This is a genomic window from Sorangium sp. So ce362 (genome assembly GCF_051519845.1).
In the GTDB taxonomy this organism is placed as follows: Bacteria; Myxococcota_A; Polyangia; order Polyangiales; family Polyangiaceae; genus Sorangium.
The window spans coordinates 6,167,808-6,192,843 of record NZ_CP150332.1 but is presented as its reverse complement, the minus strand read 5'-3'; the positions used below and the strand labels follow the sequence as shown (position 1 = coordinate 6,192,843).

The 25,036-nt window shown below is 71.2% G+C and carries 20 protein-coding genes; 3 read left to right on the top strand and 17 right to left on the bottom strand.

Annotated features, from left to right (window positions below):
• Nucleotides 1–14 precede the first annotated feature (14 nt).
• The 11 genes from WMF17_RS23630 to WMF17_RS23580 all read right to left on the bottom strand — a co-directional run bounded on the left by WMF17_RS23630 (nucleotide 15) and on the right by WMF17_RS23580 (nucleotide 12,111).
• Complete coding sequence (locus tag WMF17_RS23630; RefSeq protein WP_437643361.1) at nucleotides 15–680, bottom strand: cytochrome c oxidase subunit 3; 666 nt, start codon at nucleotides 678–680, stop codon at nucleotides 15–17.
• The gene (locus WMF17_RS23625; protein WP_437595332.1) at nucleotides 655–2,313 is read right to left on the bottom strand and encodes a cytochrome c oxidase subunit I; all 1,659 of its coding nucleotides are present in this window, start codon (nucleotides 2,311–2,313) and stop codon (nucleotides 655–657) included. Before WMF17_RS23625 ends, WMF17_RS23630 begins: the two co-directional genes overlap by 26 nt.
• Nucleotides 2,310–3,401 (bottom strand): cytochrome c oxidase subunit II, encoded by a 1,092-nt coding sequence (coxB, locus tag WMF17_RS23620; RefSeq protein WP_437595331.1) that lies wholly within the window; start codon nucleotides 3,399–3,401, stop codon nucleotides 2,310–2,312. Before coxB ends, WMF17_RS23625 begins: the two co-directional genes overlap by 4 nt.
• Nucleotides 3,398–4,237: an SCO family protein gene (locus WMF17_RS23615; RefSeq protein ID WP_437595330.1), complete on the bottom strand. Its 840-nt coding sequence runs from the start codon at nucleotides 4,235–4,237 to the stop codon at nucleotides 3,398–3,400. The genes coxB and WMF17_RS23615 overlap by 4 nt, the downstream gene beginning before the upstream one ends.
• Complete coding sequence (locus WMF17_RS23610) at nucleotides 4,234–4,626, bottom strand: hypothetical protein (protein ID WP_437595329.1); 393 nt, start codon at nucleotides 4,624–4,626, stop codon at nucleotides 4,234–4,236. Before WMF17_RS23610 ends, WMF17_RS23615 begins: the two co-directional genes overlap by 4 nt.
• Complete coding sequence (locus WMF17_RS23605) at nucleotides 4,623–5,810, bottom strand: hypothetical protein (protein WP_437643359.1); 1,188 nt, start codon at nucleotides 5,808–5,810, stop codon at nucleotides 4,623–4,625. Before WMF17_RS23605 ends, WMF17_RS23610 begins: the two co-directional genes overlap by 4 nt.
• Nucleotides 5,807–6,442 carry a c-type cytochrome gene (locus tag WMF17_RS23600; protein WP_437595327.1) on the bottom strand — a complete coding sequence of 212 codons (636 nt, stop codon included), beginning with the start codon at nucleotides 6,440–6,442 and terminating at the stop codon, nucleotides 5,807–5,809. The genes WMF17_RS23605 and WMF17_RS23600 overlap by 4 nt, the downstream gene beginning before the upstream one ends.
• Nucleotides 6,439–6,972 (bottom strand): DUF3341 domain-containing protein, encoded by a 534-nt coding sequence (locus WMF17_RS23595; protein ID WP_437595326.1) that lies wholly within the window; start codon nucleotides 6,970–6,972, stop codon nucleotides 6,439–6,441. The genes WMF17_RS23600 and WMF17_RS23595 overlap by 4 nt, the downstream gene beginning before the upstream one ends.
• The gene (gene nrfD / locus WMF17_RS23590; RefSeq protein WP_437595325.1) at nucleotides 6,972–8,315 is read right to left on the bottom strand and encodes an NrfD/PsrC family molybdoenzyme membrane anchor subunit; all 1,344 of its coding nucleotides are present in this window, start codon (nucleotides 8,313–8,315) and stop codon (nucleotides 6,972–6,974) included. Before nrfD ends, WMF17_RS23595 begins: the two co-directional genes overlap by 1 nt.
• Nucleotides 8,312–11,338, bottom strand: a complete 3,027-nt coding sequence (locus tag WMF17_RS23585) for a TAT-variant-translocated molybdopterin oxidoreductase (RefSeq protein ID WP_437595324.1) — start codon at nucleotides 11,336–11,338, stop codon at nucleotides 8,312–8,314. The genes nrfD and WMF17_RS23585 overlap by 4 nt, the downstream gene beginning before the upstream one ends.
• Before the next feature lie 122 nt (nucleotides 11,339–11,460).
• Nucleotides 11,461–12,111 carry a cytochrome c3 family protein gene (locus tag WMF17_RS23580; protein ID WP_437643357.1) on the bottom strand — a complete coding sequence of 217 codons (651 nt, stop codon included), beginning with the start codon at nucleotides 12,109–12,111 and terminating at the stop codon, nucleotides 11,461–11,463.
• 248 nt (nucleotides 12,112–12,359) lie between these two features.
• Between WMF17_RS23580 and WMF17_RS23575 the strand changes: the two genes are divergently transcribed.
• On the top strand, nucleotides 12,360–13,799 hold the full coding sequence (locus WMF17_RS23575) for a PQQ-dependent sugar dehydrogenase (protein ID WP_437643356.1): 1,440 nt from the start codon (nucleotides 12,360–12,362) through the stop codon (nucleotides 13,797–13,799).
• Nucleotides 13,800–13,803: 4 nt separating this feature from the next.
• Here WMF17_RS23575 and WMF17_RS23570 read toward each other — a convergent pair whose 3' ends face one another.
• Both WMF17_RS23570 and WMF17_RS23565 read right to left on the bottom strand, forming a co-directional pair.
• On the bottom strand, nucleotides 13,804–14,907 hold the full coding sequence (locus WMF17_RS23570) for a hypothetical protein (protein WP_437643354.1): 1,104 nt from the start codon (nucleotides 14,905–14,907) through the stop codon (nucleotides 13,804–13,806).
• 10 nt (nucleotides 14,908–14,917) lie between these two features.
• Nucleotides 14,918–16,426, bottom strand: coding sequence for a serine/threonine-protein kinase (locus WMF17_RS23565; protein ID WP_437643352.1), 1,509 nt, complete (start codon nucleotides 16,424–16,426; stop codon nucleotides 14,918–14,920).
• A 312-nt stretch (nucleotides 16,427–16,738) separates the two neighbouring features.
• On the opposite strand from WMF17_RS23565, the gene WMF17_RS23560 reads away from it, so the two are divergent.
• Together WMF17_RS23560 and WMF17_RS23555 are read left to right on the top strand one after the other, a co-directional pair.
• Nucleotides 16,739–17,362 (top strand): TetR/AcrR family transcriptional regulator, encoded by a 624-nt coding sequence (locus tag WMF17_RS23560; RefSeq protein WP_437595319.1) that lies wholly within the window; start codon nucleotides 16,739–16,741, stop codon nucleotides 17,360–17,362.
• A 131-nt stretch (nucleotides 17,363–17,493) separates the two neighbouring features.
• Entirely contained in the window at nucleotides 17,494–19,803 is a 2,310-nt protein-coding gene (locus WMF17_RS23555) for a protein kinase domain-containing protein (RefSeq protein ID WP_437643350.1), read from the top strand.
• Nucleotides 19,804–19,893: 90 nt separating this feature from the next.
• On the opposite strand, the gene WMF17_RS23550 is transcribed toward WMF17_RS23555, so the two are convergent.
• The 4 genes from WMF17_RS23550 to WMF17_RS23535 form a co-directional block, all read right to left on the bottom strand.
• On the bottom strand, nucleotides 19,894–21,054 hold the full coding sequence (locus WMF17_RS23550; protein WP_437595317.1) for a homogentisate 1,2-dioxygenase: 1,161 nt from the start codon (nucleotides 21,052–21,054) through the stop codon (nucleotides 19,894–19,896).
• Nucleotides 21,054–22,205 (bottom strand): 4-hydroxyphenylpyruvate dioxygenase family protein, encoded by a 1,152-nt coding sequence (locus WMF17_RS23545; RefSeq protein ID WP_437643348.1) that lies wholly within the window; start codon nucleotides 22,203–22,205, stop codon nucleotides 21,054–21,056. The genes WMF17_RS23550 and WMF17_RS23545 overlap by 1 nt, the downstream gene beginning before the upstream one ends.
• Before the next feature lie 131 nt (nucleotides 22,206–22,336).
• On the bottom strand, nucleotides 22,337–23,314 hold the full coding sequence (locus WMF17_RS23540; protein ID WP_437643346.1) for a fumarylacetoacetate hydrolase family protein: 978 nt from the start codon (nucleotides 23,312–23,314) through the stop codon (nucleotides 22,337–22,339).
• Nucleotides 23,315–23,689: 375 nt separating this feature from the next.
• Nucleotides 23,690–24,976, bottom strand: coding sequence for a hypothetical protein (locus tag WMF17_RS23535; protein ID WP_437643344.1), 1,287 nt, complete (start codon nucleotides 24,974–24,976; stop codon nucleotides 23,690–23,692).
• Nucleotides 24,977–25,036: the final 60 nt, after the last annotated feature.

Below are 25,036 nucleotides of genomic sequence, written 5' to 3'. Positions count from 1 at the left end.
AGCGCTACATGCCGTTAGCGGTGCATCAGGTAGAGCATGGGCCAGAGGAAGATCCAGATCACGTCGACGAGGTGCCAGTAGAGCCCGCCGAGATCGACGTGCGTCTCGTTGCCCGCGCCGTACCGGCGCCGGAAGCACCCCCACGCGAGCCAGCCGAGGACCACGAGCCCCGCCGTGACGTGGATGGCGTGGAGCCCGGTCGTCAGGTAATAGAGCGTGAAGAACACGTTCGCGCCCGGCTGCGGGAGCACCTCGAAGCGGTAGGCGGCGCCGGGGAAGATGCCCTCGTGGAAGTGGTGCGTGTACTCGATGCCCTTCAGCGCGAGGAAGGCGAGGCCGAGCGCGATGGCGCCGAGCAGGAGGCGGCCGGCCCTCACGGGCTGATCGAGGCGCACGGCATAGACGCTCAGCGCGACGAGGAGGCTGCTCGTCAGGAGGATCGCCGTGTTCGCCGTGCCGATGGTGGCGTTGTTGTGCGCGACGGCGGCGGTGAACTCGGCGCCGAAGACCGCGCGGTAGGCGGCATACAGGGCGAAGAGCCCGCCGAAGAGGAGGATCTCGCTGGCGAGGAAGATCCACATCCCGAAGTGCGCGGCGTGGGTCTGCTTCTCGAGATCCTCGAACTGCATGGCGAGCCGCGCCGGGGCGAGCGGCTCAGCGGGCGGTTGAGATTCGGGCATGGGCCTCCTCGTCGGTCAGGTGGTAGTCGTACGGGCCGCGCTCGATGATCGGGGTCACAGGGAAGTTGTGCGCCGGTGGGATGGGCGGCGTCTCCCACTCGTAGCTGCGGGACCTCCATGGATTGGCCGCGGCGCGCGGCCCCCAGCGCAGGGCGATGAGGAGGTTCACCAGCGAGAGCACGAGCGCGCCCGCGAGCAGGTAGGCGCCGCCGGTCGAGAGGACGTTCAGCCACTGGTACTGCTCCGGGTAGCTGTAATAACGGCGCGGCATCCCGGCGTTGCCCAGCAAGAACTGCGGGAGGAACGTCAGGATGAACCCGAGGAACCCGCCGAACGAGCTGACCATCCCCATCGGCTCGGAGTACATGCGGCCGAACATCTTGGGGAACCAGTAGTGCGCGGCCGCGAGGAACGCGGTGACCGTGCCCCCCACCATGATGAAATGGAAGTGGGCCACGACGAAGTAGGTGTCGTGCCAGTGGACGTCGAGCGACTGCGTCGCGACGGCGACGCCGGTCATGCCGCCGAAGACGAAGAGGAACAGAAACCAGAAGAAATAGAGCATCGGGGTGTTGAAATAAATGGCCCCCTTCTGCAGCGTGGCCACCCAGGTGAAGACCTTGATGGCGGAGAAGATCGCGACGAACATCGAGAGCGCGCCGAAGATCCCGGCGTCGAGCTCGCTCATCCCGGCCACGAACATGTGGTGCCCCCAGCCGGTGAACCCGATGAAGGCGATGCCGAGCGACGAGATGGCGATCGCCCAGTAGGACGCCGGGGGCCGCTGCGAGAAGGTGCAGACCACTTCGCTGATGACCCCGAGCGCCGGGAGCACCATGATGTAGACGGCCGGGTGGGAGTAGAACCAGAACAGGTGCTGGAACAGCACGGGATCTCCGCCCAGCGTCGGGTCGAAGATGCCGAAATGATAGATGTGGTCCAGCCCGACGAGCAGGATCGTCAGGCCGAGGACGGGCGTCGCGAGCAGGATGATGATGCTCGTGCTGTAGATCGCCCACGTGAAGAGCGGCAGGCGGCCCCAGCCGACCCCTCTGGCGCGCATCGTGTGCGTCGTGGCGATGAAGTTCACCGCCGTCATCATCGACGAGATGCCGAGGATGAAGATGCCGATCACGACGGGCATGACGGCCGTGGGCGTGGTCGTGCTGTACGGCGGGTAGAACGTCCACCCGGTGTCCGCGCCCCCGAAGATCGCCGTCGCCAGCGTGACAACGCCGCCGATCGCGTAAAAGTAGAGGCTCGCCAGGTTGAGGCGCGGGAAGGCGAGGTCCTTCGCGCCGATCTGGAGCGGGAGGACGAAGTTCCCGAAGATGTTCGGGATCGACGGGATCATGAAGAGCCAGACCATGACCACGCCGTGGAGCGTGAACATGCGATTGTAGGTCGACGCGTCGATCACGGTGGGCCCGGGGGTCAGGAGCTCTGTCCGGAGGACGAGCGCGAAGGCGCCGCCGAGCATGAGCATCGGCACGATGAGCGCGTAAAACATGAGCCCGATGCGCTTGTGATCGGTCGTGAGCAGCCACGAGCGCACGCCGACGCCGGCGCGGAGGTAATCGAGCTCGTGCGAGCCGTGAACGGGCGCTGTCCCCTCGACCTCATGGGCCATCATGGCGTCATCCCCCCCGGCGCGGCGGCGCCGCCCCCGCTGACTCCGCCGTCCCACGGCACCACGGGGCCGCGGGGGACGTCGCGGATCGATTTGATGAGCTCGATCATCGCGGCGATGTCGGGCGGCGTGATCTGCCCCAGATACGACGGCATGACCGGCGAGAAGCCGCGGTGCACGACGGCGAGCGGATCCATGATCGACTCGGTGATGTAGGCCTCGTCGGCGATGCGCTCGCCGCCGTCCTCGAGCGGCACGACGGCGCGGTAGAGCCCGGCCCAGGTGGGGCCGACGTGCGGCGTGCCGTCGAGGGTGTGGCAGCGGAGGCAGCCGTGCCGCGCGGCGGCGCGCTCGCCGCGGACGGGCATCGTCGGCTCCGCCGCGGCGAGCTCCTGCTCGGCCTTGGCGGCGGCCTCCTGCGCGAACGCCGGGGTGCTCGCCGCGCCGCCCGCGAGCCAGCGCTCGTAGTCCTCCGGGTCGAGCGCGATCACCTGGCCGCGCATCTCCGAGTGGCTCGTGCCGCAGTACTCGGTGCAGAGGATGGGGTACGCGCCGGGCTCGGTCGCCTCGAACCAGGCGGTGGTGTACCGGCCCGGGAGGACGTCCTGCTTGATGCGGAACGCGGGCACGAAGAAGCTGTGGATGACATCGCGCGACGTCATCACGAGCCGCACTGGCCTGCGCGCAGGGACGTAGAGCACCGAGATCATGCTCTCTCCTTCCGGATAGCTGAACTTCCACATCCACTGCTTGGCCGTGACATAGACGTCGAGCGCGTCGTCCGGCGGCGTGCGCAGGTCGACGAACTGCCGCGTGCCGATGTTCCAGAAGGTGAGGAACACGAAGCCGAGGCCGAAGAGCCCCGCCGTCTCCAGGAGGAGCGCCGGCCGCGCGAGGACCCCGGTGTTCGGCCGCGGGGTGTTCTGGATCCGCCGGCGATAACGGATAAGGAAATACCCGCCGATCAGCGTGATCAGGACGGCGCCGCCCATCGTCATGAGGATGACGAAGTAGTGCAGCCCGTCGATCTCGCGGGCCAGCGAGGAGCGCTGCTCGGGCAGGAAGAGCAGCTGGCGCAGGAGCTCGTTCATCGCGCGTCCTCCCGCCGCCGGCGCCGCCACCCTTGCCACCCGAAGAAGGCGAGCACCGTGGCGACCCAGGTCAGGATGGCGGCCGCGCCGATCCGCAGGAAGCCGGCCACGTAAGGGCCGTAGCGGCGGCTCGCGGGGTCGTAGCGATAACACGTCATGAGGACGCGATCGAAGGAGGTGCCGACCTGCCCGCGGCTGGCCTCGAGGAGCGCGAGCCGGAGGTCGAGGGCGGAGAACTCGATGCCATAGAGATAGCGGGAGATGCGGCCCTCCGGCGTGAGCACGAAGACCGCCGCGGGGTGCGCGTACTGCTCGGTCCGCGGGTCGTACGCGAACCGGAAGCCGAGATCGCCGGCGAGCGCGCGGATCTCGGGCAGCTCGCCGGTCAGGAACGGCCAGGTCTCCCGCGCCGGCGCGCCCGCCATGCCCAGCGCCGACAGGGCGGCGCCGCGCTTCCGCGCCGCGGACTCCTGGGTATCCCGCGGATCGAAGCTCACCGTGACGGCGCGGTACTGGTCGCCGAGCCGGTAATCGAGCTTCGCCATGCCGGCGACGAGGCCGCGCAGCACGAGGCCGCAGAGCGTCGGGCAGCGGTAATAGGCGAGGACGACGAGGACCGGCCGCCGGCCATCGAAGTGCTCGGCGAGCGGCGCGCGCCGCCCGTCCATGTCCGTGAACTGGAGCGCCTTGTCGACCGCGCCCCCGAGGCGCTCCTCGATGTCGACCTCGCGCGCGGCGGGCGGGAGCGACGGCGGATCCGCGGCGGCGGCGAGCGGCGCGCGCGTGAACACGAGCGAGAGGAGCGCGGCGGCGGACACCGGATGCATCCTCATCATCGGCTCTCCTCGACGACGAGATTCATCGCGTCCTCGATCGGGATCTGCACGAGCCCGCGGCCCTGATCGGCCCAGCCAAAGCGGTCGAGCTCCTCGCGCTTCTCGCGGTTCAGCATCGTGCCGAGCCCCTCCTCGCCGACGGCCCGGCGCTGGAAGATCCGCTGATCCACCCCGGCCACCACGCCGCGCGGCGGGAGGCGCTCCAGGGCGCGCTCCAGGGTCCTGCCCGCGGGGCGGAGCTCCGCCTCGCGGTCGCGCAGGATCATCCTCGACCAGATGCCCAGGATGAAGAAGATCACGACGACGGCGAACGCGACGGCGAGGATTATCCGCCAGGGCAGGAGATCCTCTTCCTGGCGCACGTCGGGACGGCGGTAGTGGGACGTCATACGCTCTCGTAACGGAAGGCGGCCGGCAGGGCCGGGTCGTTGATGGGGGCGAGCGGCTTGCCGCGCAGGCGCAGCGCGACGAACGCGACGCACGGGCCGACCACGGCGAGGAGCGCCGCGAGATCGAGCCAGTGGAACGGCGCGCGCGCGCCGGAGGCCTCGGGCGCGACGAGCCAGTGCATGTCGAGGTAATGCGCGAGGAGGATCCAGGCGGCGACGGCCGACAGCCAGGCTGGCCGCCGCTTGATCCTGTAATTGAGCAGGATCGCGAACGGGATCACGAACCGCGCGAGCACGAGGACGAGGGTCGCGGGCCCCCACGGGCCGTGGGAGCGGTGCAGGTAGAACTCCACCTCTTCGGGCTTGTTCGCGATCCAGATCAGCATGAACTGGAAGAAGGCGGCGTAGGCCCAGAAGATGGTGAACGCGAGCAGCAGCCGGCCGAGGGCGTAGTAGTGCGACGCGCGGAGCCCGGGCAGGAGCCCGGCGCGCTCGGCGGCGAACGCGAGCACCGTGAGCAGCGCTATCGCCGCGACGAAGCCGCCGGCGAAGACGTAGACAGGGAACATCGTCGAGATCCACGTCGGCGCGAGGGACATGAGCCAGTCGAACGAGGCGAACGAGAGCGTGAGCGCGACGGGCGGGAGGCCGGCGACGCTGATCGTGCGGAGCCGGCCGCTGTCCGCGACGGCCGGGCTCGCGTCGCCCCGGAGCGAGCCGCGCAGGAGCAGGGCGCCGAAGGCGAGCCACACGGCGAAGTAGATCGCCGTCCGGACGAGGAAGAAGGGGAGGTTCAGGTAAGGCTGCTTGTGGAGCACGATCGCCCTCACGTGCTCGTCGCCGATGGACTCGGGGCGGAGCCACTTGCCATAGAGCGTGTCCAGCCCGAACAGGAGCGGGATGAACAGGACGACGAGGAGGGGCAAAGCCCCGACGATCGCCTCCGCGAGGCGGCGGACGGCCACCGGCCACGTCGCGTTCATGGCGTGGCAGATCATGAGAAAGATGAGAGCGCCGACCACCGTGGTCACGGCGTAGGCGTACGCCGCGAGGTACGCATAGAAGAGCCGCTCGCGGTCCACGAACGCGCCGGCGACGAGCAGCACGGCGCCGACGAGCGCGAGGCCGAGGGACCGCGTCACGATCGCGCGGCCGCCCCGGAATACCGGGATACGAAACGTCACGGGAGCTCCTTCCGGGCGCGCTCGCGGAGGGGTGGAGGGAGCGCGTCGAGCGCGGCGGCGCGGCTCCTCCCGAGCGCCTTCACATAGGCGACGATCGCCCAGCGCTCATGGAGCGGGATGTTCGTCTCGTAAGAGCGCATGAGCCCGTAGCCCTCGACGATGACCTGGTAGACGCGGCCCGGCGGGAACGCCTGCACGCGCGGGTCGACGAGCGACGGCGGGCGGCGCTGCGTCATGTTGCGCGCGACCTCCGACTCGCCGTCTCCGGCGATCCCGTGGCAGGCGGCGCAGAAGATCTCGTAACGGCCCTGGCCGTACCGGAGCAGCTCGATCGTCACCGGGACCGGGATGCGCGCCACGTACGCCCCGCCCGCGACGCCCCGCGTGAGCCCGGGATCGCCGGTCACGCGGTCGTTCGGAACGGTGCCCTCGGGCGGATGGCGCATGACCGAGCCGTCGTGGAAGAGCTCCGATGCCTGGTAGGGTGCGTAGCGCGCCTGGTGGAGCATGCGCTCGAGGTCCAGCGCGTCGGCGTCCCCGGGCTCGCGCTCGCTCGGGGCCGCCGGGGTGCACGACAGGCAGAGCGCCGCCGCGGCCAGGCAGGAGAGCGGGAGGAGGCGGCCGCGCTTCATGTGCGCTCCTTCCCGGCCCAGGCGACGGCGAGCGCGCCGAGATCGGTGAGGTCGCGCTCGGCGAGGGGGCGGATGAGCGCCGGGTCGCGGGCGTCGATGCCTATCCAGAATCGATCGATGGTGGCGCGCTCGAAGCCCGGAACGTCGAAGATCGGACTCCAGAGCTCGGGCAGCCGCATGAGGACGAGCAGCGCGACGAACCCCCCGAGGGCGGCCGCGAGCACCGTCATCTCGAAGGTGATCGGCACGAACGCGGGGGCCGCGTGCTGTGGCCGGCCGCCGACGTTGAGGGGGTAGTCGTACGCGTTGTTGTACCACTGGACGAGGTAGCCTCCGGCGGCGCCCGCCAGCGCGAACGGCAGGACGATCCAGTTGAGCGGCGAGCGGCGCAGGCCGAGCGCCTCGTCAAGGCCGTGCACCGGGTACGGCGTGAACGCATCGAGCCTGCGGTACCCGCGGCTCCTGAGCTCCGCGATCGCCCGGAGCATCGCCTCCGGCGTCTCGAACTCGGCGAGCAGACCTCTTCGCATCAGTGCTCCTCCTTGCCGAGCTCGTGATTCAGCTCCTTGACCTCGGCCACCGGGATGAACGGCAAGAGGCGCAGGAAGATCAGGAAGAGGAGCAGGAAGAAGCAGAACGTCCCGGCGAACATCGAGAGATCGACCCACGTCGGGCTGTAGGCGTGCCACCCCGACGGGATGAACTCGCGCTGCAGCGACAGGACGATGATCACGAACCGCTCGGACCACATACCGACGTTCACGAGGATCGAGATGATCCAGAGCAGGACCATGTTGCTCCGGACCCGCGAGGACCAGAGCAGCTGCGGGACGGCGACGTTGCAGATCATCTGCGCCCAGAAGACGGCGGCGTTCGGTCCGCTCGGGCGCGCGACGAAGAACTGATAGATCTCGTACGCCGAGCCGCTGTACCAGGCGGCGAAGAGCTCGATGATGTACGAGTAGATGACGATCCAGGCCGTGACGAGCGTCAGCTTGCTGAGGTTGTCGATGTGCCGCTGGGTGACGACGCTCTTCAGGTGGAAGACCCGGCGCGCCGGGATGAGGAGCGTCAGCACCATCGCGAAGCCGGAGAAGATGGCGCCGGCGACGAAGAACGGGGGAAAGATGGTCGAGTGCCAGCCCGGGACGAGCGCTATCGCGAAGTCGCTGCTCACGATCGAGTGCACCGAGAGCACGAGCGGTGTCGCGAGACCGGCGAGGAGCCCGTAGAGGAGGCGGTAATGGCGGTAGCCTTGCGCGGAGCCGCGCCAGCCGAGCGACAGGATCCCGTAGATCACCCGTCGGCGGCGATCGGGGGCCCGGTCGCGGAGGGACGCGAAGTCGGGGACGAGCCCGACGTACCAGAACACGAGAGAGACCGTGAAGTACGTGAAGATGGCCGCCGCGTCCCAGGGCAGCGCGCTCTTGAACTGAGGCCAGACCCTCAGCGTGGCAGGGTAGGGGATGAGCCAGTACGCGAACCACGGCCGCCCGAGGTGCAGGAGCGGGTAGAGGCCCGCCTGGACGACCGCGAAGAGGGTCATCGCCTCGGCGAACCGGTTGATGCTCGTGCGCCAGCGCTGCTCGAGGAGGAGCAGGATCGCCGAGATGAACGTCCCGGCGTGCCCGATGCCGATCCAGAACACGAAATTGATGATCCCGAACGCCCAGCCGACCGGGATGTTGTTGCCCCAGACGCCGATCCCGCTCGTGATGGTGTAGGTGACGGTCATCGCGAGCACGATCGTCCCTGCGCCGGCGAGCGCGAACGCGGCCCACCAGAGCCGCGATCGCGGCTTCCAGACGACCGACAGCAGCTCTTCCGAGAGGGCCTCGTCGGTGGGCCTCCCGAGGATGAGGGGTTGTGTCACGGCTCGCCGATCTCCGGGTTCTTGTTGTCGATGCGCGCGAGGTACATCGTCCTCGGCCGGGTCCCCTGGTCGTGCAGCACCGCGTAGCTCCGCGGCTCGCTCCGCCACGCGACCATCGGCGTCCCCTCGTGATCGAGCGAGCCGAACTGGATCGCCCGCGTCGGACAGGCCTGCTGGCAGGCGGTGACGACCTCCCCCGGGCGGATCCCGCGCTGCTCGATGCGCGCCGCGATCTCCGCGCGGCGGATCCGCTGGACGCAGTACGTGCACTTCTCCATGACGCCGCGCTCCCGCACGGTCACGTCGGGGTTGCGCTGGAGCTTCGCGAGCCCGGTGTTGTAGGCGTGGAGCTCGGTATAATCGAACCAGTTGAAACGGCGGACCTTGTAGGGGCAGTTGTTCGAGCAGAACCGCGTCCCGACGCAGCGGTTGTAGGTCATCTCGTTGAGTCCGTCGGGGCTGTGCGTCGTCGCGTTGACGGGGCACACGTATTCACACGGCGCCTTCTCGCAGTGCTGGCACAGCATGGGCTGGTGGACGACACCCGGGTCGCGCAGGTCGCCCGCGTAATAGGTGTCGATGCGGAGCCAGTGCATCTCGCGGCTGTTCAGGACCTCTTCCTTGCCCACCACGAGGACGTTGTTCTCGGCCTGGCACGCGACGACGCACGCGCTGCATCCTGTGCAGATCGTGAGATCGATCGTCATGGCCCATTGCCCGAGCGGCGCCCCGGGGGCAGGCACCTCGGGCAGGAGCGACGGCAGCGGCCCCTTGAGCGCCTCCGTGAAGCCGGGGTGCTCGCGGTAGACGGCGAGGGGGACCGAGAGCGCGATAGGGCGCCCCTGCAGGCGAAAGTGCGCCTGCGTCAGGGCGAGCGGGTGCTTCTGATCCGGCCGCTTCCGCACCGAGACGCCCGCCGCGAAGAACGGCGCGTCCGCCGTGCGGAGCCGGTACGCGTCGGCCCCCACCCCGGCGGCGATCGACTCGGCGCCGCTCCGCCCGTAGCCGAGCGCGAGCGACACCGTCCCGTCGGCGTGCCCCGGCGCGATGAGGACCGGTATCGAGATCGCGCGCCCCCTGAGCTCGAGATCGACCACATCCTCGCTCTCGACGCCGAGCGCCCTGGCCGTCTCCGGGCTGAGCAGCGCGGCGTTGTCCCAGGTGAGCTTGGTCACGGGATCGGGCAGCTCGAGCAGCCACGGATTGTTGGCGAACCGGCCGTCATAGACGTTCGAGTCGGTCGAGAAGGCGACCTCGACGACCTCGGCCGGCGCCGGGACCGCCGCCGCGAGCTGCCCGAGCGCCGCGATCACCCCGTCGACCCGCAGCGCGGCGCTCTCGCGCGGGGCCGCGCTGCCCTCGACGAGCCCGCGCCGGAGCGCGTCCTCCCAGAACGCCTCGAAATCGGCGCCGCCCCGCCGCGCCGTCCAGGCGTCGCGCAGGAGCTCGCGCGCGCCCCGGCGCGGCTCGCCGGCGAACACCGCGAGCACCTCGGAGGCGGTCCTGCCCATGAAGAGCGGCTCGATGAGCGGCTGGACCAGCGAGATCGTGCCGTCGTAGGCGCGGGCGTCTCCCCAGGCCTCGAGCTCGTGCGCGGCGGGCAAGAACCAGTCGCAGGCGGCCGCCGTCTCGTCCTCGTAGAGCCCGAGATAGACGCGGTTCGGGACGGCGCGGAGCAGCGCCGCGAGCTCGAGATCCGCGGGCGCCGTATAGGCCACGTTGTTCTCGAGGATCACCACCGTATCGACGCCGCCGCGCCGGATCTCGTCGGCGAGCGCGGCGAGCTCCTGCTCCGCGGCGCCGGCCGAGATCAGGGTCGCCCGGGTGACCCACGCCGCGCGGTCGTTGTGGAGCGCCGTGTTCATGACGTGCGCGAGCGCGTGGACCTGGGGCGGCTGCCGCTCCCCCACGATGACGACGCTCGCCGCGGCGCCGCGCGCGAGGTCGCGCGCGAGCGCCCGGACGAACGGCTTCTCCTCCTCGCGCACGTGCGCCCGGAGCGGCTCGAGCGCGCCGAGCGCCTGCGGCGGGATGGATCCGGGGCGCGCGCCCTCCGCGAGGAGCAGCTCCGCCGCGATCGCCGCGGCGAGCGCCGGCATCTCGCTCGGGCGCTTGCGCAGGCGGTGATCGGCCATGCTCCCGGTGGGGCTCATCCCGGGCTCGACGACGTAGAGACGGTTCATGGTGCCCGTCGGCGAGCCGAGGCGCCGGCGCTCCGAGAACTGGCGCGCATGCGGCACGCTGAACGGCATCGACGCGAGGAAGTCGGCGTCGAGCGCGAGGATGACGTCCGCCGTACGGAAGTCGTACTGCGCCTGGAGCGGAGCGCCGAAGGCGAGCTCGGCCCCGCGCGCCGGGTGCGAAGACCGGGCGGGCGCGTAGAACGTGAACCGCGCGGCCGGATGGCGCGCCTGGATGCGGCCGATGAGGTCGAGGACGAGCGGGGAGCCGGTCGGCCGGAGGACGAACCGGAGCCCGGCGCCGCGATCGCTCCGCTCGCCCCCGAGCTGCTCGACGAACGCCTGCCACGCCGCCGGGGCGGCGCCGCGCCGCGCCGCGCGCGCCCGGTGCTGATCGTAGAGGCCGAGCACCGACGCCTGCTCGTAGACGTTTGTCGCGCCGAGGCTCGCCGGGTGCTCCGGGTTGCCCTCGACCTTCGTCGGCCGCCCCTCGTGGTTCTCGACGAGGATGCCTGTGGCGAACCCGTCGAGCTCCAGGCTGGTGGCGTAGTACCGGAGGATGCCCGGCGTCACCTCCGGCGGCGTCGTCACATAGGGGACGATCTTTTCCGCGGGCCTCGAGTTGCACCCGGAGACGCCTGCGAGCGCCATGCTCGCGCCGAGGAGCTTGAGCCAGGCCCGCCGGCTCACCGCGCCCGGGCCGCCCTCGCCTCCGGGGAGCTCCCGCGCGGCGGCCTCGCGGAGCTCCGGCGACTCGAGGAGCTCCGCGAGGCTGCGCCAGTACGCCTTGCCCGTCTTGCCGTCGAGCGCCGCGCTCCAGGGGGTCTGTCTCTGATCAGCCATCAATCCCTCTTCAGGTCATCGGTGGATCGGCGCCGCCGCCTCGACTGCTCTCCGCGGTTCGTCGCACGCCCGTCGTTGTCTTCTTGTCCCCGTCCCCGCCTGGCTCTTGCTCCTGCGCGCGCTCACCTGTGGCAGGTCGAGCAGTACTCGAGACGCCGCACGCCGAGCTCCTGCGCGATCTGCCGGCCGATCCGCTCCGCGTCGGGGCCGGCGTCCCAGTCCATGTCCGCGACTGCGGAGGGCGGGCGGAGGTGCCGCTCCGGCGCCCTGTGGCAGTCGAGGCACCAGCCCATCGTCATCGGAGACACCTTGTAGACGTCGGCCATCTGGTCCACGCGGCCGTGGCACGTCACGCAGCCGACCCCCTTGTTCACGTGGATCGCATGATTGAAATAGACGAAGTCGGGGACGTCGGTGACGCGGTTCCAGCGGATGGGCATATCCGAGAAATAGCTGCTCCGGACGAGCTCGAGCTTGGGGCTCTGATTCCAGATCTGGCTGTGGCACCCCATGCAGAGCGCCGTCGACGGCATGCCCGCCGTGCCGGCGCGCTCGACCGTGTAATGGCAGAACCGGCAATCGATGGCGTCGTCCTGCACATGGTGCCTGTGGTCGAACTGCACCGGCTGCTGCACGGGCAGGCTCTGCCCGGTGTTCCACTCGGTTCGCACGTAGATCATCGGCGCTGCCACGGCCGCCGCGCCGCCGATGAGGACGGCGGCGATGGCGAGTCGAAAGGCGGTGTTGCTCCATCGCGGAAAAACGGATGCCATGATCGCGTGTGGCCGGCCTCGCTCGATGTGCGGCGACACGGCCATCTCCATCGATGCGAGGATCGCTGGGGTCGTTTCGCGATCTCGTCATCTCGCGCGCGGCGGGAGCAGCGCGCGAGGGCGATCCCGGAGCGGCGCCGTCCGGCGTGCTTGTCCCGCGCGCTGGATTGCGCTGGATTGCGCGCGACGCCGGGCACGAACACCCGTTCTTCGCCTCCCGGGACGGAGATCTGCGATATCCTCCCGCGATGAGGCAATCGAGCTCTGCCCTGTCGCCCCTCCTGCTCATCGCGCTTCCCGTGGCGGCCGGGCTCGCCTTCGTCGCGTGCTCGCGCGACGAATCGCTCTCCCCGCTGTCGCTCGGCGGCGGCGGGGCCTCCTCGGTCTCCTCGAGCGGCGGGCCGGGCGGGAGCGGCATCGAGGGGGGTAGCGCCGGCGGAAGCGGCGATGCCGGGGGGAGCGCCGGCGGGGGCGGAGCCGATCAGGGCGGCGCGGGGGAGGGCGGCGCCGGCGGGAGCGGCGGTGACGGCGGCGGCGGCGCGCCTGTCGCGCGGCCGAGCTGCTCGCCGCCGACCGAGGACGAGGGCTCGCTGAAGCTCACCCCGGTCGTCACCGGCCTCCGGTCACCGCTCCTCGTGAAATCCGCGCCGGGCGACCCCACGCGGCTCTTCATCGTGACGCAGCCCGGTCAGATCCTCGTGCTCGACGAGGGGGCGACCGAGCCCACGACGTTCCTCGATCTGCGGGACCTCGTCCTCTTCGCGGGCGAGCGCGGCCTCCTCGGGCTCGCCTTCCACCCGGACTACGAGAGCAATGGCCGGTTCTTCGTTCACTACTCGGACAAGGCGACGGGCGGCGACACGCGCGTCGTCGAGCTCGCGCGGGGCGACCGCCCGGACGTGGCCAATCCGGCGCCGGTGGCCACGATCCTCGAGCAGGCGCAGCCGGAGCGAAACCACAACGGTGGCTCGCTGGAGTTCAGCCCGGTCGACGGCTTTCTCTATCTCGGCCTCGGCGACGGCGGGAACAGCAACGATTTCGGCCCCGGCCACTCGCCCATCGGCAATGGCCAGGAGCTCGCGACGCTGCTCGGGAAGATCCTTCGCTTGGACGTCTCGACGCACCCGTACCGCATCCCGGAAGGGAACATGACCGGTGAGGGCGTCCTGCCCGAGATCTGGGACTACGGCTTGCGGAACCCGTACCGCTTCAGCTTCGACGTGTGCACGGGCGATCTCTACATCGCAGACGTCGGACAGCGATTGTGGGAGGAGATCAACATCGAGCCGGCGGGGCAGGGCCGGAAGAACTATGGCTGGCGCCTCATGGAGGGCGCGCACTGCTTCGTGCCCGCGGAAGACTGCGATCCTGACGGCATCACCACGCCCCCCGCCGCCGAGTACGCCCACGCCGGGCGGGTCATCGAGGATTGCTCGGTCACGGGCGGCTACGTCTACCGGGGCAGCAGGATCCCATGGCTCCGGGGGAGCTATTTCTTCGGCGATTACTGCAGCGGCCGGATCTGGACGCTGACGTACGAGGGCGGGGTGGCGTCCGCGCCCGTCGACCGGACGGACGATCTCGGGTCGTTCGGGTTCAAGGTCGCCAGCTTCGGGCAAGACGGCGTGGGCGAGGTCTACGTCACGGATTTCGGCGGCGGCACCGTGTACCGCGTCGATCCGGAGTGACGGCTCACATGGACCAGCGGAGTCCGGCGTAGCGCGGGCCGATGACGAGCTCGGGCGGCGGCGCCGGCGCGGAGGCGGCCTTCCTCTCCACCTGGACCGGCACCTTGCGGCCGCCGATGATGGCGAGCGGGATGCCGACGCCGGCGAAGACGAGGCCGCCGATGACGAGCGCGTACCCGGCGTCCATCTCGCTGTCCTCCTCCGCGTAGCCAAACTCTTCCTCGAACGGGTCGAGCTCCTCCCCGGACTCGCAGCCCGGGCCCGAGCACGCGGAGGCGATCGCCAGGGCCCCGCCGATGAGGGCGACGGTGCCGATGCTCGTCAGGACGATGCCCGTGACCATCATCCCCTTGCTGCGGCGCCGGGTCAGCGGCTCGGCCGGCGGGGCCGGCGCGCGTCCGGCGACCGGCGCGAACGCGGCGCCGCTGGCCGGCGGCGCGGCGGCGCGCGGCGCGACGGCGGCGCTCACCGGCGGCGCGGTGGTGCTGGCCGGCGGCGTGGCGGCGCGCGCCGCCGCGCTTGCGGGCAGCGGGGGGATGGCCACCGTCTCCGAGGCGCCCGCCCGGGTGAGCTCGACGGCCTTCACGAACGGCGTTCGGCCGGCGGCGGAGGCCTCGATCGTGTGCTTTCCGGGATCCAGGGGCACCGGCGTGCCCCACTGCGCGCGCCCCACGGGGGCGCCGTCGCGCTTCACCTGGAGGTCGGCCGGGGCGTCGGCTGGCGCCGTGATCGTCAGCCGGATGAGCCTCGGCTCCAGCGCCGTGGCGCGCTGCCGCGCGACCTTCTCGCGCTCCGCCTGGCCGGCGGCCTTCGCCGCGCCGGCCACGTCGAGGAACGTCGACCAGGCGCTCGCCGTCCGGCCGATCTGCTCGTAGCAGGCCGCGAGGTTGAACTGCGTGCCGATCCCCGGGTCGAGCCGCTGGCTCTCCTCGAGCTTGGGGCACGCGTCGGCGTACTTGCCCTGGGCCATCAGCTGCCTGGCCGCGTCGAACAGCGCCTGCGCGGCCGCCGTATCGGCCCTGGCGTCGCGGCCGCCCCCCACGAGGGCGGCAAGGAACATCGCGAGCGCCAGCAGGCGCCCGAGGTGCTGCATGGGCAGGCTCGTCATGATCGTGTCCTCACTTGCGATCGTCGAACAGGTTGCCGCTGGTCGGCGCGGCGGCCGGAGCGGCGGCCGGCCGGGCGGTCCGGATCTGCGGCGCGGTCGCGGCGACTGCGGGTCGGGGAGCGGCGCTCGCCGGTCGCGCCGCCGCGGGCCTGGCGCTGGCCGGCGGCGCCGAGGCCGCCTGGGCCGGACCCGGCGCCGCGCGGTCCTCCGCGGGCGCGGGCGCCTCGACGCCGCCCGGCGTGACGGCCGGCGAGAGCGCCGCGGGCGTGTCCGGCGGCGCCGCGGAGCCCGCCGGCGACGGCGCCGCGGGCGCCTCCGGCAGCGCCGCGGAGCCCGCCGGGGACGACGCGGCCGAGGCGCTGCCGGACGGCTCGGTCGCGGCGCCGTCGCCGCGCGCGCGGGCGCTCAGGAAGCCGAAGACCGCGAGCGCGGCGACCAGCGACAGGCCGATGCCGGCCAGCGCGACGGCGAGCCCCACCGGCCGCTTCCGCGGCACCACCGTATCGGTCCACGCCGGGGAGGTGTTCACCATGGTCGGGGAGGTCGCCCCGCTCCGCGCCGGGGTGTCCGGCCGCGAGGGCGCCGAGCTCCGGGAGATCCCGCTGATCCGGTCGACGGACAGCCGCGCCCGCCCGGTCACGAACGGCGCGAGCGCCTCGGCCAGCGCGCCCACGTCGCGGAAGCGCCGCTCCGGCAGCTTCTCCAGGCACCGGAGGATCACCGCCACGAGCGCCGGGGGCACGTCGGGGCGGAGCGAGGCGAGCGGGCGGGGGATCCCCTGCATGATCGCCACGCAGAGCTGCGGCATGGTCGCGCCGTCGAACGGCGGCGCGCCCGCGAGCAGCTCGAACAGGATGACGCCGAGCGACCAGAGGTCGGTGCGCGCGTCGACGTCGCGGGACGACTTGAGCTGCTCCGGCGACATGTAGAGCGGCGAGCCCATGACGGCCGTCGTGTCGGTGATCCGCGGATCCGAGCCGCCGGTCGCCACCTTCGAGATCCCGAAGTCGAGCACCTTCACGCACGGGGAGCCGTCGGCGCGCCGCGTCAGGAACAGGTTCGCCGGCTTGAGGTCGCGGTGGACGATGCCCGCGGCGTGCGCCTCGGCGAGCGCCTCGCAGGCCTGGAGCACGTACTCCACCGCGGCCTGCGGGGCCATGGGCCCGCCCGCGCGGAGCGCCTCGGCGAGATCGCTGCCCGACAGGTACTCCATCACCATGTACGGCGTGCCCGACTCGAGCGTCCCGACGTCGGTCACGCGCGCCACGTGCTCGCTCTTGACCTTCACCGCGGCGCGCGCCTCGCGCACGAAGCGCTCGGCGAGCGTGCGCGAGTGGGCCGCGCTGGGCAGCAGCAGCTTGATCGCGACCTGCTCCTCCAGCTGGAGGTGGGTCGCCGCGACGACGACGCCCATCCCGCCGATGCCGATCACCCGTTCGACGCGGTATTTGCCGGCGATCACCTGCCCCTGTCGAACCAGCCCTTCGGCTTCGTCGTGTGTCGGCGCGGTGCTCGTCATGGATCGGTCCCTTCGGCGGCGCCGGATCGCGGATCTCGTGAACCGCGCGATCTTCGCGGAAGATCCGGCGCAAAGCCAGCCCACGATAGCCGCCGGGCGGACGGCGATCAATCTCGGGGCTGGGCTCCGACGCGCCGCGACCGCGCGCCCCGCGCGGCCCGCGCGCCGCCGCGCGGCCGCGCCGACCCGCGCTGCCGCCGCGCCCCCCGCGCGGCCGGCGCCGTCGCGCTGCCCGCGCCCCCGTCGGCTCCCTCCAGCTGTTCGCCGGGCCACTTCCCCCGCGCGTGAATCCGAGAGAACATCGCTCACCTCATGGAGCACGGTCACCCCGGCAGCGCGAGCGAGCGGCGCCAGCGTATCCTCGAGGCGACAGAGCGGCTCCTTTGCCGGTATGGGCCCGCCAAGACGACCGTCGCCGACATCGCGCGCGAGGCCGAGATCGCGGTCGGCGCCGTGTACCTCGAGTTCGCCTCGAAGGACGCCATCGTCGAGGAGCTGTCCCAGGGCCAGCACCGCGCCGTCATGGCCGCCATGCGCGCCGCCGCGGCCGGGGACGGCCAGCCCTTCGGCGACCGGCTACGCGCGGTCTTCGACACCCGCGCGCGCTCGTTCCTGGAGCTCGCCGGCTCGGGCGCGCACGCGTGCGATCTCGTGCATTGCCAGAGCCGCGCCGTGAAGGCGGCCCACGCCCGCTTCCTCGACGAGGAGCGCGCGCTCCTCCGCGACCTCATCGCGCGCGGCGCCCGCGCGGGCGAGCTCGACGTCGAGGACCCCGAGCTCGCCGCGCGCGCGCTCCTTCGCGCCTATGCGAGCTTCTCCCCTCCGTGGCTGTTCCAGAGCTCCCGCGAGGAGGTGGAAGCGACGCTGTCCGCCGTCCACCGGATCGTCCTTTACGGCCTCGTCGGCCGTGAGCCCGCCCGCAAGCCGGAGCGCTGACTCCGGCGCCGCATATGTGACAGGCGCGGATCGCTGGCTTACCATCGGCTCCTTGCTGGCGGCCAATCGGCGCCTCGCCAGATCGGAGCAGAGCCTTGCAAGCAGCGGTGGGCTATCGATACGAAGAGGTGTTGCAGACGACGAATGAGCGGTGGATCCTCGTGCGTGCCGTGCGCGAGAGCGACGGGAGGCGCGTGCTGCTCAAGGCTCACCTCGACTCACCTCGTCACACGACGGCTCTGGCCGCCGGCGCGCTCCTCAACGAACTCGAGATCACCCGCTCTCTCGACGCCGCGCAGGTGCTGCGCCCGACGCGGATGGAGCGCTGCGGCGAGACACCGGTCCTCGTCTTCGAGGACGAGGATCTCGTGCCCCTCGACCGGCTCCTCGCGCGCTCACCGCTCGGGATCGAGCAGCTCCTCGCGTGGGCCGCGAGCATGGCCGGCGCGCTCGCCGAGGTGCACGGCGGCGGCGTGATCCACACGTACATCCAGCCGCAGAGCTTTCTCGTCGACCCGAAGGCCGGCGCGGTCCGGCTGACCCATTTCATGTTCTCGACGCGGCTCCGCAACGAGCACCCGCAGGCGCAGAGCGCGGTCGAGGAGGGCAGGCTCCCCTACATGTCGCCCGAGCAGGCGGGCCGGACGAGCCGGACGCTCGACTGGCGCACAGACCTCTACTCGCTCGGGGTCGTGTTCTACGTGATGCTCGCTGGGCGCCTGCCGTTCGACGCCTCGGGCCCGCTCGAGTGGATGCACTCCCCCCGACCCCCCGCGCCGCTGCCCGAGGGCTCCGTACCTCCGGCCGTGTCGGCCCTCGTCATGAAGCTCCTCGCGGAGGACGCCGAGGAGCGGCACCAGAGCGCAGAGGGCCTGGCGAGAGACCTGGTCAGGTGCCAGCGCTCGCTCCGCGAGGACGGTCGTATCGCCCCGTTCCCTCCCGGCGAGCGCGACGCCTCCGGTCGCTGCTGCCTCCCGCACCGCCTGGTCGGGCGCGAGGGGGAGGCGCAGCGGTCCCTGTCGCCGCTGCTCAACGCGGCGCGCGCTCTCTCCGAGGAGCTCGTCGTCGAGCGGTTGCTCACCAGCATGGTGCAGGTGCTCATCGAGAACGCCGACGCCGAGCGGGGGGCGCTGCTGCTCGTCCGCGGCGACGGCCTCGTGCTCGTCGCGCAGGGCGTGGCGCACCCGCCGGAGTCGCGGGCGCTGCCGTCGATCCCGCTCGAGGACCAGAGCGACGAGGTCTGCGCCTCGGTGGTGCGGCTCGCCGTGCGCACGCGCCAGAGCGTGATCCACGCCGACGCCTCCCGGGACCCGGCGCTGCGGGACGACCCCTGCGTGAGCTCCCGCAAGGTCCGGTCGATGCTCTGCGCGCCGCTCCTGTTCAGGGAGCGGGTGCTCGGCGCGATCTACCTGGAGAACAACCTGTTCGAGGGGCTCTTCGGGCCCGAGCGGCTCGAGATCCTCCTCCTGCTCGCCGCGCAGGCGGCCGTCTCGCTCAGCAACGCGCTTGTCCACGAGGACCTCGAGCGCAGGGTGGACGAGCGCACGCGCGAGCTCCGGAGCACGCAGCAGAGGCTCGCCGACGCCGCGCGCAAGGCGGGGATGGCCGAGGTCGCGGACAGCGCCGTGCACAACGTCGGCAACGCGCTGAACAGCGTCATGGTGCTGCGGATGCAGCTCTCGGAGCGGATCGCGGGCTCGCGCGTCCCGCGGCTCGGCCAGGTGGCGCAGCTCCTGAAGACGCACAGGGACGACCTCGCGGGGTTCTTTGCGGCGGACCCGCGCGGCCAGCGGCTGATCGAGTACGTCGAGGAGCTGGCCCGGCACCTCGCGGCCGAGCAGGAGGCCGCGGCCAGCGAGCTCTCGGAGCTCGGCGAATGCGTGAGCCGCATCCGCGACATCGTGTCCGATCAGCTGCGCAACGCCGGGATGAAGATCATCGTCGAGCCGGTCGTTGTCTCCTCCGTGGTCGAGGACGCCCTGCGCGTCGGGCTGAACCGCGCCGAGCGCGCGCACCACGGCATCGAGGTCGTCTGCGAGCTCTCGGACGACGCGCGGGTCGAGACGGACCGGCGCCGGCTGCTGCAGATCGTCACGAACCTCATCACCAACGCGCGGCGGGCGGTGTGCCACGCGGCGGGCCCGGATCGCCGGGTCCTCGTCCGGTGCGCGCCGCGGGAGGAGGGTGGCTGCTCGGTGGAGGTCGAGGACACCGGCGTGGGCATCGCGTCGGAGCATCTGGCGCGGCTGTTCCAGCAGGGGTTCACCACGTGGCCCGAGGGCACGGGGCTCGGCCTGCACGCGAGCGTGCTGGAGGCCCGCCTGCTCGGCGCGGCCCTCCGCGCGGAGAGCCAGGGCCCCGGCCTGGGCGCGAAGTTCACGCTCGAGCTCCCGGCCACCGCGCCCCGGCGCGGGAGGATCCACGCCGAGGCGCTCGCTTGAGAAGGCGGCTGCGCGAAGCGGCCTCGGGGAGAAGGAAATCAACGAGTTCCTGAACCGCTGCTTCTCGATGCGCTGAGCGCCTGATCCGGATCAGGGGCCCGCGATGAAGCTGTCCTGGTAGCCCGGGTCCTCCACCTCGAGCGCGGCCGGGGTGGCCGCGAGCGGGCGGATCGTGTCGAGCATGACGGCGAGCTCGCTCGTCTCGCGGCTCCCGAGGCTCGCCTCGTACGCGCCGGGGTGCGGCCCGTGCGGCACGCCGGCCGGGTGGTGCGAGATGCTGCCGGGGCCGACGCCGCGGCGCGAGGTGAAGTTGCCGCGGCAGTAGAACAGCAGCTCGTCGCAATCGACGGACGAGTGGGGGTAGGGGCAGGGGATCGCCTCCGGGTGGAAGTCGACCGGGCGCGGCACGAAGCTGCAGATGAGGGCGCCCCGCGCCGCGAACGTCCCGTGCCAGTCCGGCGGCAGGTGCACCAGCCCGACGCGCGGCTGGAAGCTCTGGATCGGGAACGCGAACGGGTACACCGTCCCGTCCCAGCCGACGACATCGAGCGGTGAGCGCTCGCAGGCGAAGCCGTGGAACGCGCCGCCGCGCTTCACGACGAGCGCGCGGATGCCCTCGTCGAGGGGGCCGACGAACGTCGGCCGCCGGAAATCGCGGTGGGAGTAGGGCGCGTCCATCCGCAGCTGGCCGACCTCGTTGCGCCACTTGCGCGGGAGGTGGATGTCCGCCGCCTCGATCGAGAGCCACTGCTGGGGCGCGGCGTCCGGGAGGAAGCGGTGGAAGAGCCCCTTCGGGACGACGACGTAGTCGTCCCGCTCGAAGCGGAGATCGCCGAGCATCGTGCGCAGGACGCCGCCGCCGCGGAAGACGAAGAGCAGCTCGTCGGCGTCGGCGTTCGCGAAGTACACCGGATCGTCGGCGTCCGGCTGGGCGATCCCGATCACCACGTCGTCGTTGAACAGCAGCGGCACGCGGCAGTCGATCGCGGGCCCGCCCCGGCGCGGCAGCTCCTGCGACCGGTAGTGCCGCTTCGCGAGCGGGCGCGCCGGCGCGGCGACCGGCAGCGCGAAGCCGTGCGCCGCCCGCGCGACCCGGTGCTCGTGCGGTCGGCGCTCGTGGTAGGCGATCGTGTAGGGGCCGTCGAAGCCCTCCCGCGTCAGGCACTCCTCGTAGCGGAGCTCCCCCGCCTCGCTCCGGAGGGCGATGTGGTGCTTGCGCGGCACGCTCCCGGCGACGACGCGATCGAGCATCAGCCGCTCCCTTCCGCTTTCTGCTGCCGCTCGATGCTCTCGAACAGCGCCCGGAAGTTGCCGGCGCCGAAGCCGCGGTCCCCCTTGCGCTGGATGAGCTCGAAGAAGAACGGCCCGGCGTCGGGATCGCGGTGCGTGCCGGCCGACTCCTTGAGGAAGATCTGGAGCAGGTACGACCTCGCGCCGTCGCCGTCGACCAGCACCTCGAGCTCCCGCAGCGCCGCCACGTCCTCGTCGAGCTGCCCGACGCCGAGCTGCTGCAGGCGCTCGGGCAGCATGTCGTAGTAGGCGGCCGGGGTCGGCATGAACTCCACGCCGCGCGCGCGCATCGCCCGCACGGCCGCGAGGATGTCCTCCACGGCGAGCGCCACGTGCTGCACCCCGTCGCCGCGGTGCTCCTCGTTGAAGACGTTGATCTGCGAGCTCTTGAAGTAGGGCCGGTAAGGCTCGTTGTTGGCGAACTTCACGCCCGAGCCCGGGTCCCACATCACGGCCGAGCGCAGGCCCGAGCCGTGATCGGCGCCCTCCGCGACGTCGTTCGTGTGGAACGCGATCTTCCAGAACGGCTCGAGCCCGAGCACGTGCTCCATCCAGAGCAGGGCGGGCGCCATCGTCTGGAAGTTCGAGGTGATGTGATCGAACCGGGCGAGCCCGAAGCGGTTCTCGCCGCCGCGCGGCGCGTCGTAAGCCACGCAGCCGGGGAACAGCGCCCGGTAGCCGCGCCGCTCCACGAAGCGGAAGGTGGTGTCGCCGAACGGCGTCGTGATCGAGAACGACGCGAACGTGCCGCCCTCGTCCGTCGCCCGGTGGATCTCGTCGATCGGCGTGCCCCCGCGGCCTTCGAGCAGCCGGAAGGCGCGGCCCACGTCCTCCACCTCGAAGATGATCGTGCCCACCCCGTCGGGGTGCTTGCGCAGGTAGCGCCACGCCCGCCCGCCCTCGCCGAGCGGCTGCGAGCACACGATGGCGCACTCGCTGGCCTGGAAGACGACCGACCGCTGCGCCGCCGCCGCCGTGAGCTCCGGCGAGCTCGCGGCGATCTCCTGAAAGTCGAGCTTCTCCGTGTAGAACCTGCGGCTCCGCTCCAGGTCGCGCACGTAGTAGTGCAGCGCCTCTACCCGCTTGATGCCGATCGACTCCACCTTGGCCATCCGGATCCTCCGTCGCGAGGGGGTAAACGCAGGGGTGAGCTAGACGCCCCTGTAGGCGAGGGCGATGCGCGCGCGCCAGCTGCGCGAGCTCCGCCAGTGGCCGTAGCGCGTGGTCCGCTTCGCCGGGGCGCTCATCCGGACACCACCCGCTGCGCGATGCGCCCGAAGAGGCTCTCGCCCGAGCGACTCAGCATCTCGATCATGATCGTGTCTCCCGGCTTCATGAAAGGCGTCCTCGCCGCGCCGTGCGAGAGGATCTCGAGCATGCGCTTCTCGGCCAGGCACGACACGCCGCGCGCCGTATCCCGGTTCGAGACGGTGCCGCTGCCGAGCAGGGTCCCGGCCGTGAAGCTGCGGGTCCTGGCGATGTGCTCGACGAGATCGAAGAACGAGAAGTGCATCTCCGGGCCGGCCTCGGGATCGCCGATGAGCGCGCCGTTGTAGGTCGAGCGGAGCGGCAGGTGGACGCGCCCGTCCCGGAACGCGTCGCCGAGCTCGTCCGGCGTGATCGCGAACGGAGAGAACGCCGTGGCGGGCTTCGAGCAGAAGAAGCCGAACCCCTTCGCGAGCTCGGCGGGCACGAGGTTGCGCAGCGTCACGTCGTTGGCCAGCAGGAAGAGGCGGAGTTGCCGGTCGGCCTCGTCACGGCGCGTGCCCTGCGGGGTGTCGCCGAGGACGACGCAGACCTCGGCCTCGAAATCGAGGCCCCACGCCTCGTCGCGCAGGACGATGTCGTCGGTCGGCCCGAGGAGGACGCCTGAGCCGCCCTGGTACACAAGCGGATCGGTCGTGAGCGTCGCGGGGGGCTCGGCGCCGCGCGCCTTGCGCACGAGCTCGATGTGATGGATGTAGGCCGATCCGTCGACCCACTCGTACGCGCGGGGCAGGGGCGCAGCGAGCTCTTCCATGACGAGCGGGGCCACCGCCGCGTCGCCGCGCTCGATGTCGTCGGCGATGCGGCGCAGCGCGGGCTCGGCGCGCTCCCAGTCGTCGAGCGCGGCCTGGAGCGTCGGGAAGGCGGCGCCGGCCGGCGCGCAGGCGAGGCCGTCGCGGCGGACGACGACGAGCGTGCCATCGCGGCCGGGGCCGCGGAGAGAGGCGAGCTTCATGCGCGTGCGAGCTCCTCGTGGCGCCCCGGGCGTCTCTTCGCCTCCGCTCGACGAGCAGGAGCCCCGTCGCGCCTGCCAGGGCTCGTCCTTCGTTGCGCGCTGCGCATCGGGTAACCGGTTGAACGGATCCGCATGAACACCGGATTGGATGTTTTCACGACGCTCCACGATCCTGTGCAGCGCGCCATGGAGGTGACTGCAACGACTTCGTACCCGATCCCTCTGGCTCGCGGCATAGGCATACTCACCTATGCCGCGATGCGAGACTCACGCCCACGTCGGTGACGTCGACTTGCCGACGGGGCCGCTCCCATGCCGCGCATGACCAGCTCCTCGCAAGCGGGTCGTGGACGCAAGACTCCCAAGCTTCGGGGATCACTTCTGCAGTTGGACGCCGAGGAACAGGGCATTCCCCTTCGCCCCCGAGAGATCGCTCCTTTGATAGCCGAGCGCCGCGCGCGCAGCGTGCCCTTCGATGATGTAGCCCATCTGGGCATCGATGAGCACATAGGGGTCGGCGTTCTTCGGCTTCGCTTGTTGCAGTCGAACCAGAGGCTGCAGCTTCCCGACGCCGACGTTGCTCGGCGTGAGGTAGCTCGCGAGTGCAAAAAAGGAATAGTCGAGCCTCTCGAAGTCTCCAAAGTACTTGTAAAATGCGCCTTCGAGCGTGATCGTGCCCGCCGTGCCGAGGTTCCTTTCGAACAGGATGTCGGCGTTGGCCTCCATGAAGGTGTCCTTGCGCGGGACGCCTGGGGGCATGCCCATCGCGGGGGGCGGCAACGATTCGACTGAACCTTCCCTCTGCACTTCACCCGCCACGCCGAGCGCGAGGATGCTCTTCTCTCCGAGGTACGTGGACTTCTGGTAATAAGCTGGCTCCGGGTCGAGCAAGCTCAAATTGAGCCTCGCCGTGTAGAGCGGGCTCACCGAAGAGTCATGCAGGTTGAAAGCACCGGCGTAATATTTGAATAGGCCGCCCGCTATCTTGCCCCAGGCGGTTACTCCATCGTTGCGCCCGAGAGGCCCCTGTCTCGGACCAATCGGCGGCGCATAGGGTTCGAAGAATCCTGGATAGTTCCACGGCCCCATCGACCACGGCCCGGAGAAGGCGGAGCGATCCGACGGCACGATCATTCGACCGATCCAGACGTTCAGCAAATCATGAAATTTGATCTTGGCGATGGCGTCACGGAGGGTCGCGCTGCCCGCGATGTTGCCCCCCGTCGGGGTCGGCCCAAACTGAGCAACGATCGCGCCCTGCACCCCGATGAACCGGTTGATCTCGCCTGAAAACGACAGATCCAGCTCTCCGTCCGCGAGCAGTCGGTCCATCTTCTCGCGCGCGCCGGGGTTCTGCAGGCGACCTCCGACGCGGGCCCAGGCCGCGACGCTGAGCGGCTTCTTCCATGGCTCCTCCTCTGCCGGAGGCGGCGGCGCCGGCGAAGCTGGGCCGGGCCCGGCCGCGCTTTGCAGTGCCGGCGCGCCGGCGTGGGCCTCCGCAGACGGCGCTCGCGCCGTGGTCGCGTCTGCAGGAGGGCTCGCGGGCTCGGTCGCGGGAGCCGCGATCGGCGGGTCTCCGCCCGCGGGCCCCGGCGGTGCTTCGGGCTGCGCTTGCGCCTGTGCCGACCGGTTGAAGGAAGTGATGCCGACGATGAGGGCCAAGAACCCTGCGCCAACATCGCCCCGGCGTCTCGACGCTCTCGTCTGTGTGCTCATGCGTTC

What these genes read in the sequence shown, in the direction of transcription:
- WMF17_RS23630 (WP_437643361.1), bottom strand. Translation starts at nt 680, where the DNA reads ATGCCCGAATCTCAACCGCCCGCTGAGCCGCTCGCCCCGGCGCGGCTC.
- WMF17_RS23625 (WP_437595332.1), bottom strand. Translation starts at nt 2,313, where the DNA reads ATGATGGCCCATGAGGTCGAGGGGACAGCGCCCGTTCACGGCTCGCAC.
- coxB (WP_437595331.1), bottom strand. Translation starts at nt 3,401, where the DNA reads ATGAACGAGCTCCTGCGCCAGCTGCTCTTCCTGCCCGAGCAGCGCTCC.
- WMF17_RS23615 (WP_437595330.1), bottom strand. Translation starts at nt 4,237, where the DNA reads ATGATGAGGATGCATCCGGTGTCCGCCGCCGCGCTCCTCTCGCTCGTG.
- WMF17_RS23610 (WP_437595329.1), bottom strand. Translation starts at nt 4,626, where the DNA reads ATGACGTCCCACTACCGCCGTCCCGACGTGCGCCAGGAAGAGGATCTC.
- WMF17_RS23600 (WP_437595327.1), bottom strand. Translation starts at nt 6,442, where the DNA reads ATGAAGCGCGGCCGCCTCCTCCCGCTCTCCTGCCTGGCCGCGGCGGCG.
- WMF17_RS23595 (WP_437595326.1), bottom strand. Translation starts at nt 6,972, where the DNA reads ATGCGAAGAGGTCTGCTCGCCGAGTTCGAGACGCCGGAGGCGATGCTC.
- WMF17_RS23585 (WP_437595324.1), bottom strand. Translation starts at nt 11,338, where the DNA reads ATGGCTGATCAGAGACAGACCCCCTGGAGCGCGGCGCTCGACGGCAAG.
- WMF17_RS23580 (WP_437643357.1), bottom strand. Translation starts at nt 12,111, where the DNA reads ATGGCATCCGTTTTTCCGCGATGGAGCAACACCGCCTTTCGACTCGCC.
- WMF17_RS23575 (WP_437643356.1), top strand. Translation starts at nt 12,360, where the DNA reads ATGAGGCAATCGAGCTCTGCCCTGTCGCCCCTCCTGCTCATCGCGCTT.
- WMF17_RS23570 (WP_437643354.1), bottom strand. Translation starts at nt 14,907, where the DNA reads ATGACGAGCCTGCCCATGCAGCACCTCGGGCGCCTGCTGGCGCTCGCG.
- WMF17_RS23565 (WP_437643352.1), bottom strand. Translation starts at nt 16,426, where the DNA reads ATGACGAGCACCGCGCCGACACACGACGAAGCCGAAGGGCTGGTTCGA.
- WMF17_RS23560 (WP_437595319.1), top strand. Translation starts at nt 16,739, where the DNA reads ATGGAGCACGGTCACCCCGGCAGCGCGAGCGAGCGGCGCCAGCGTATC.
- WMF17_RS23550 (WP_437595317.1), bottom strand. Translation starts at nt 21,054, where the DNA reads ATGCTCGATCGCGTCGTCGCCGGGAGCGTGCCGCGCAAGCACCACATC.
- WMF17_RS23545 (WP_437643348.1), bottom strand. Translation starts at nt 22,205, where the DNA reads ATGGCCAAGGTGGAGTCGATCGGCATCAAGCGGGTAGAGGCGCTGCAC.
- WMF17_RS23540 (WP_437643346.1), bottom strand. Translation starts at nt 23,314, where the DNA reads ATGAAGCTCGCCTCTCTCCGCGGCCCCGGCCGCGATGGCACGCTCGTC.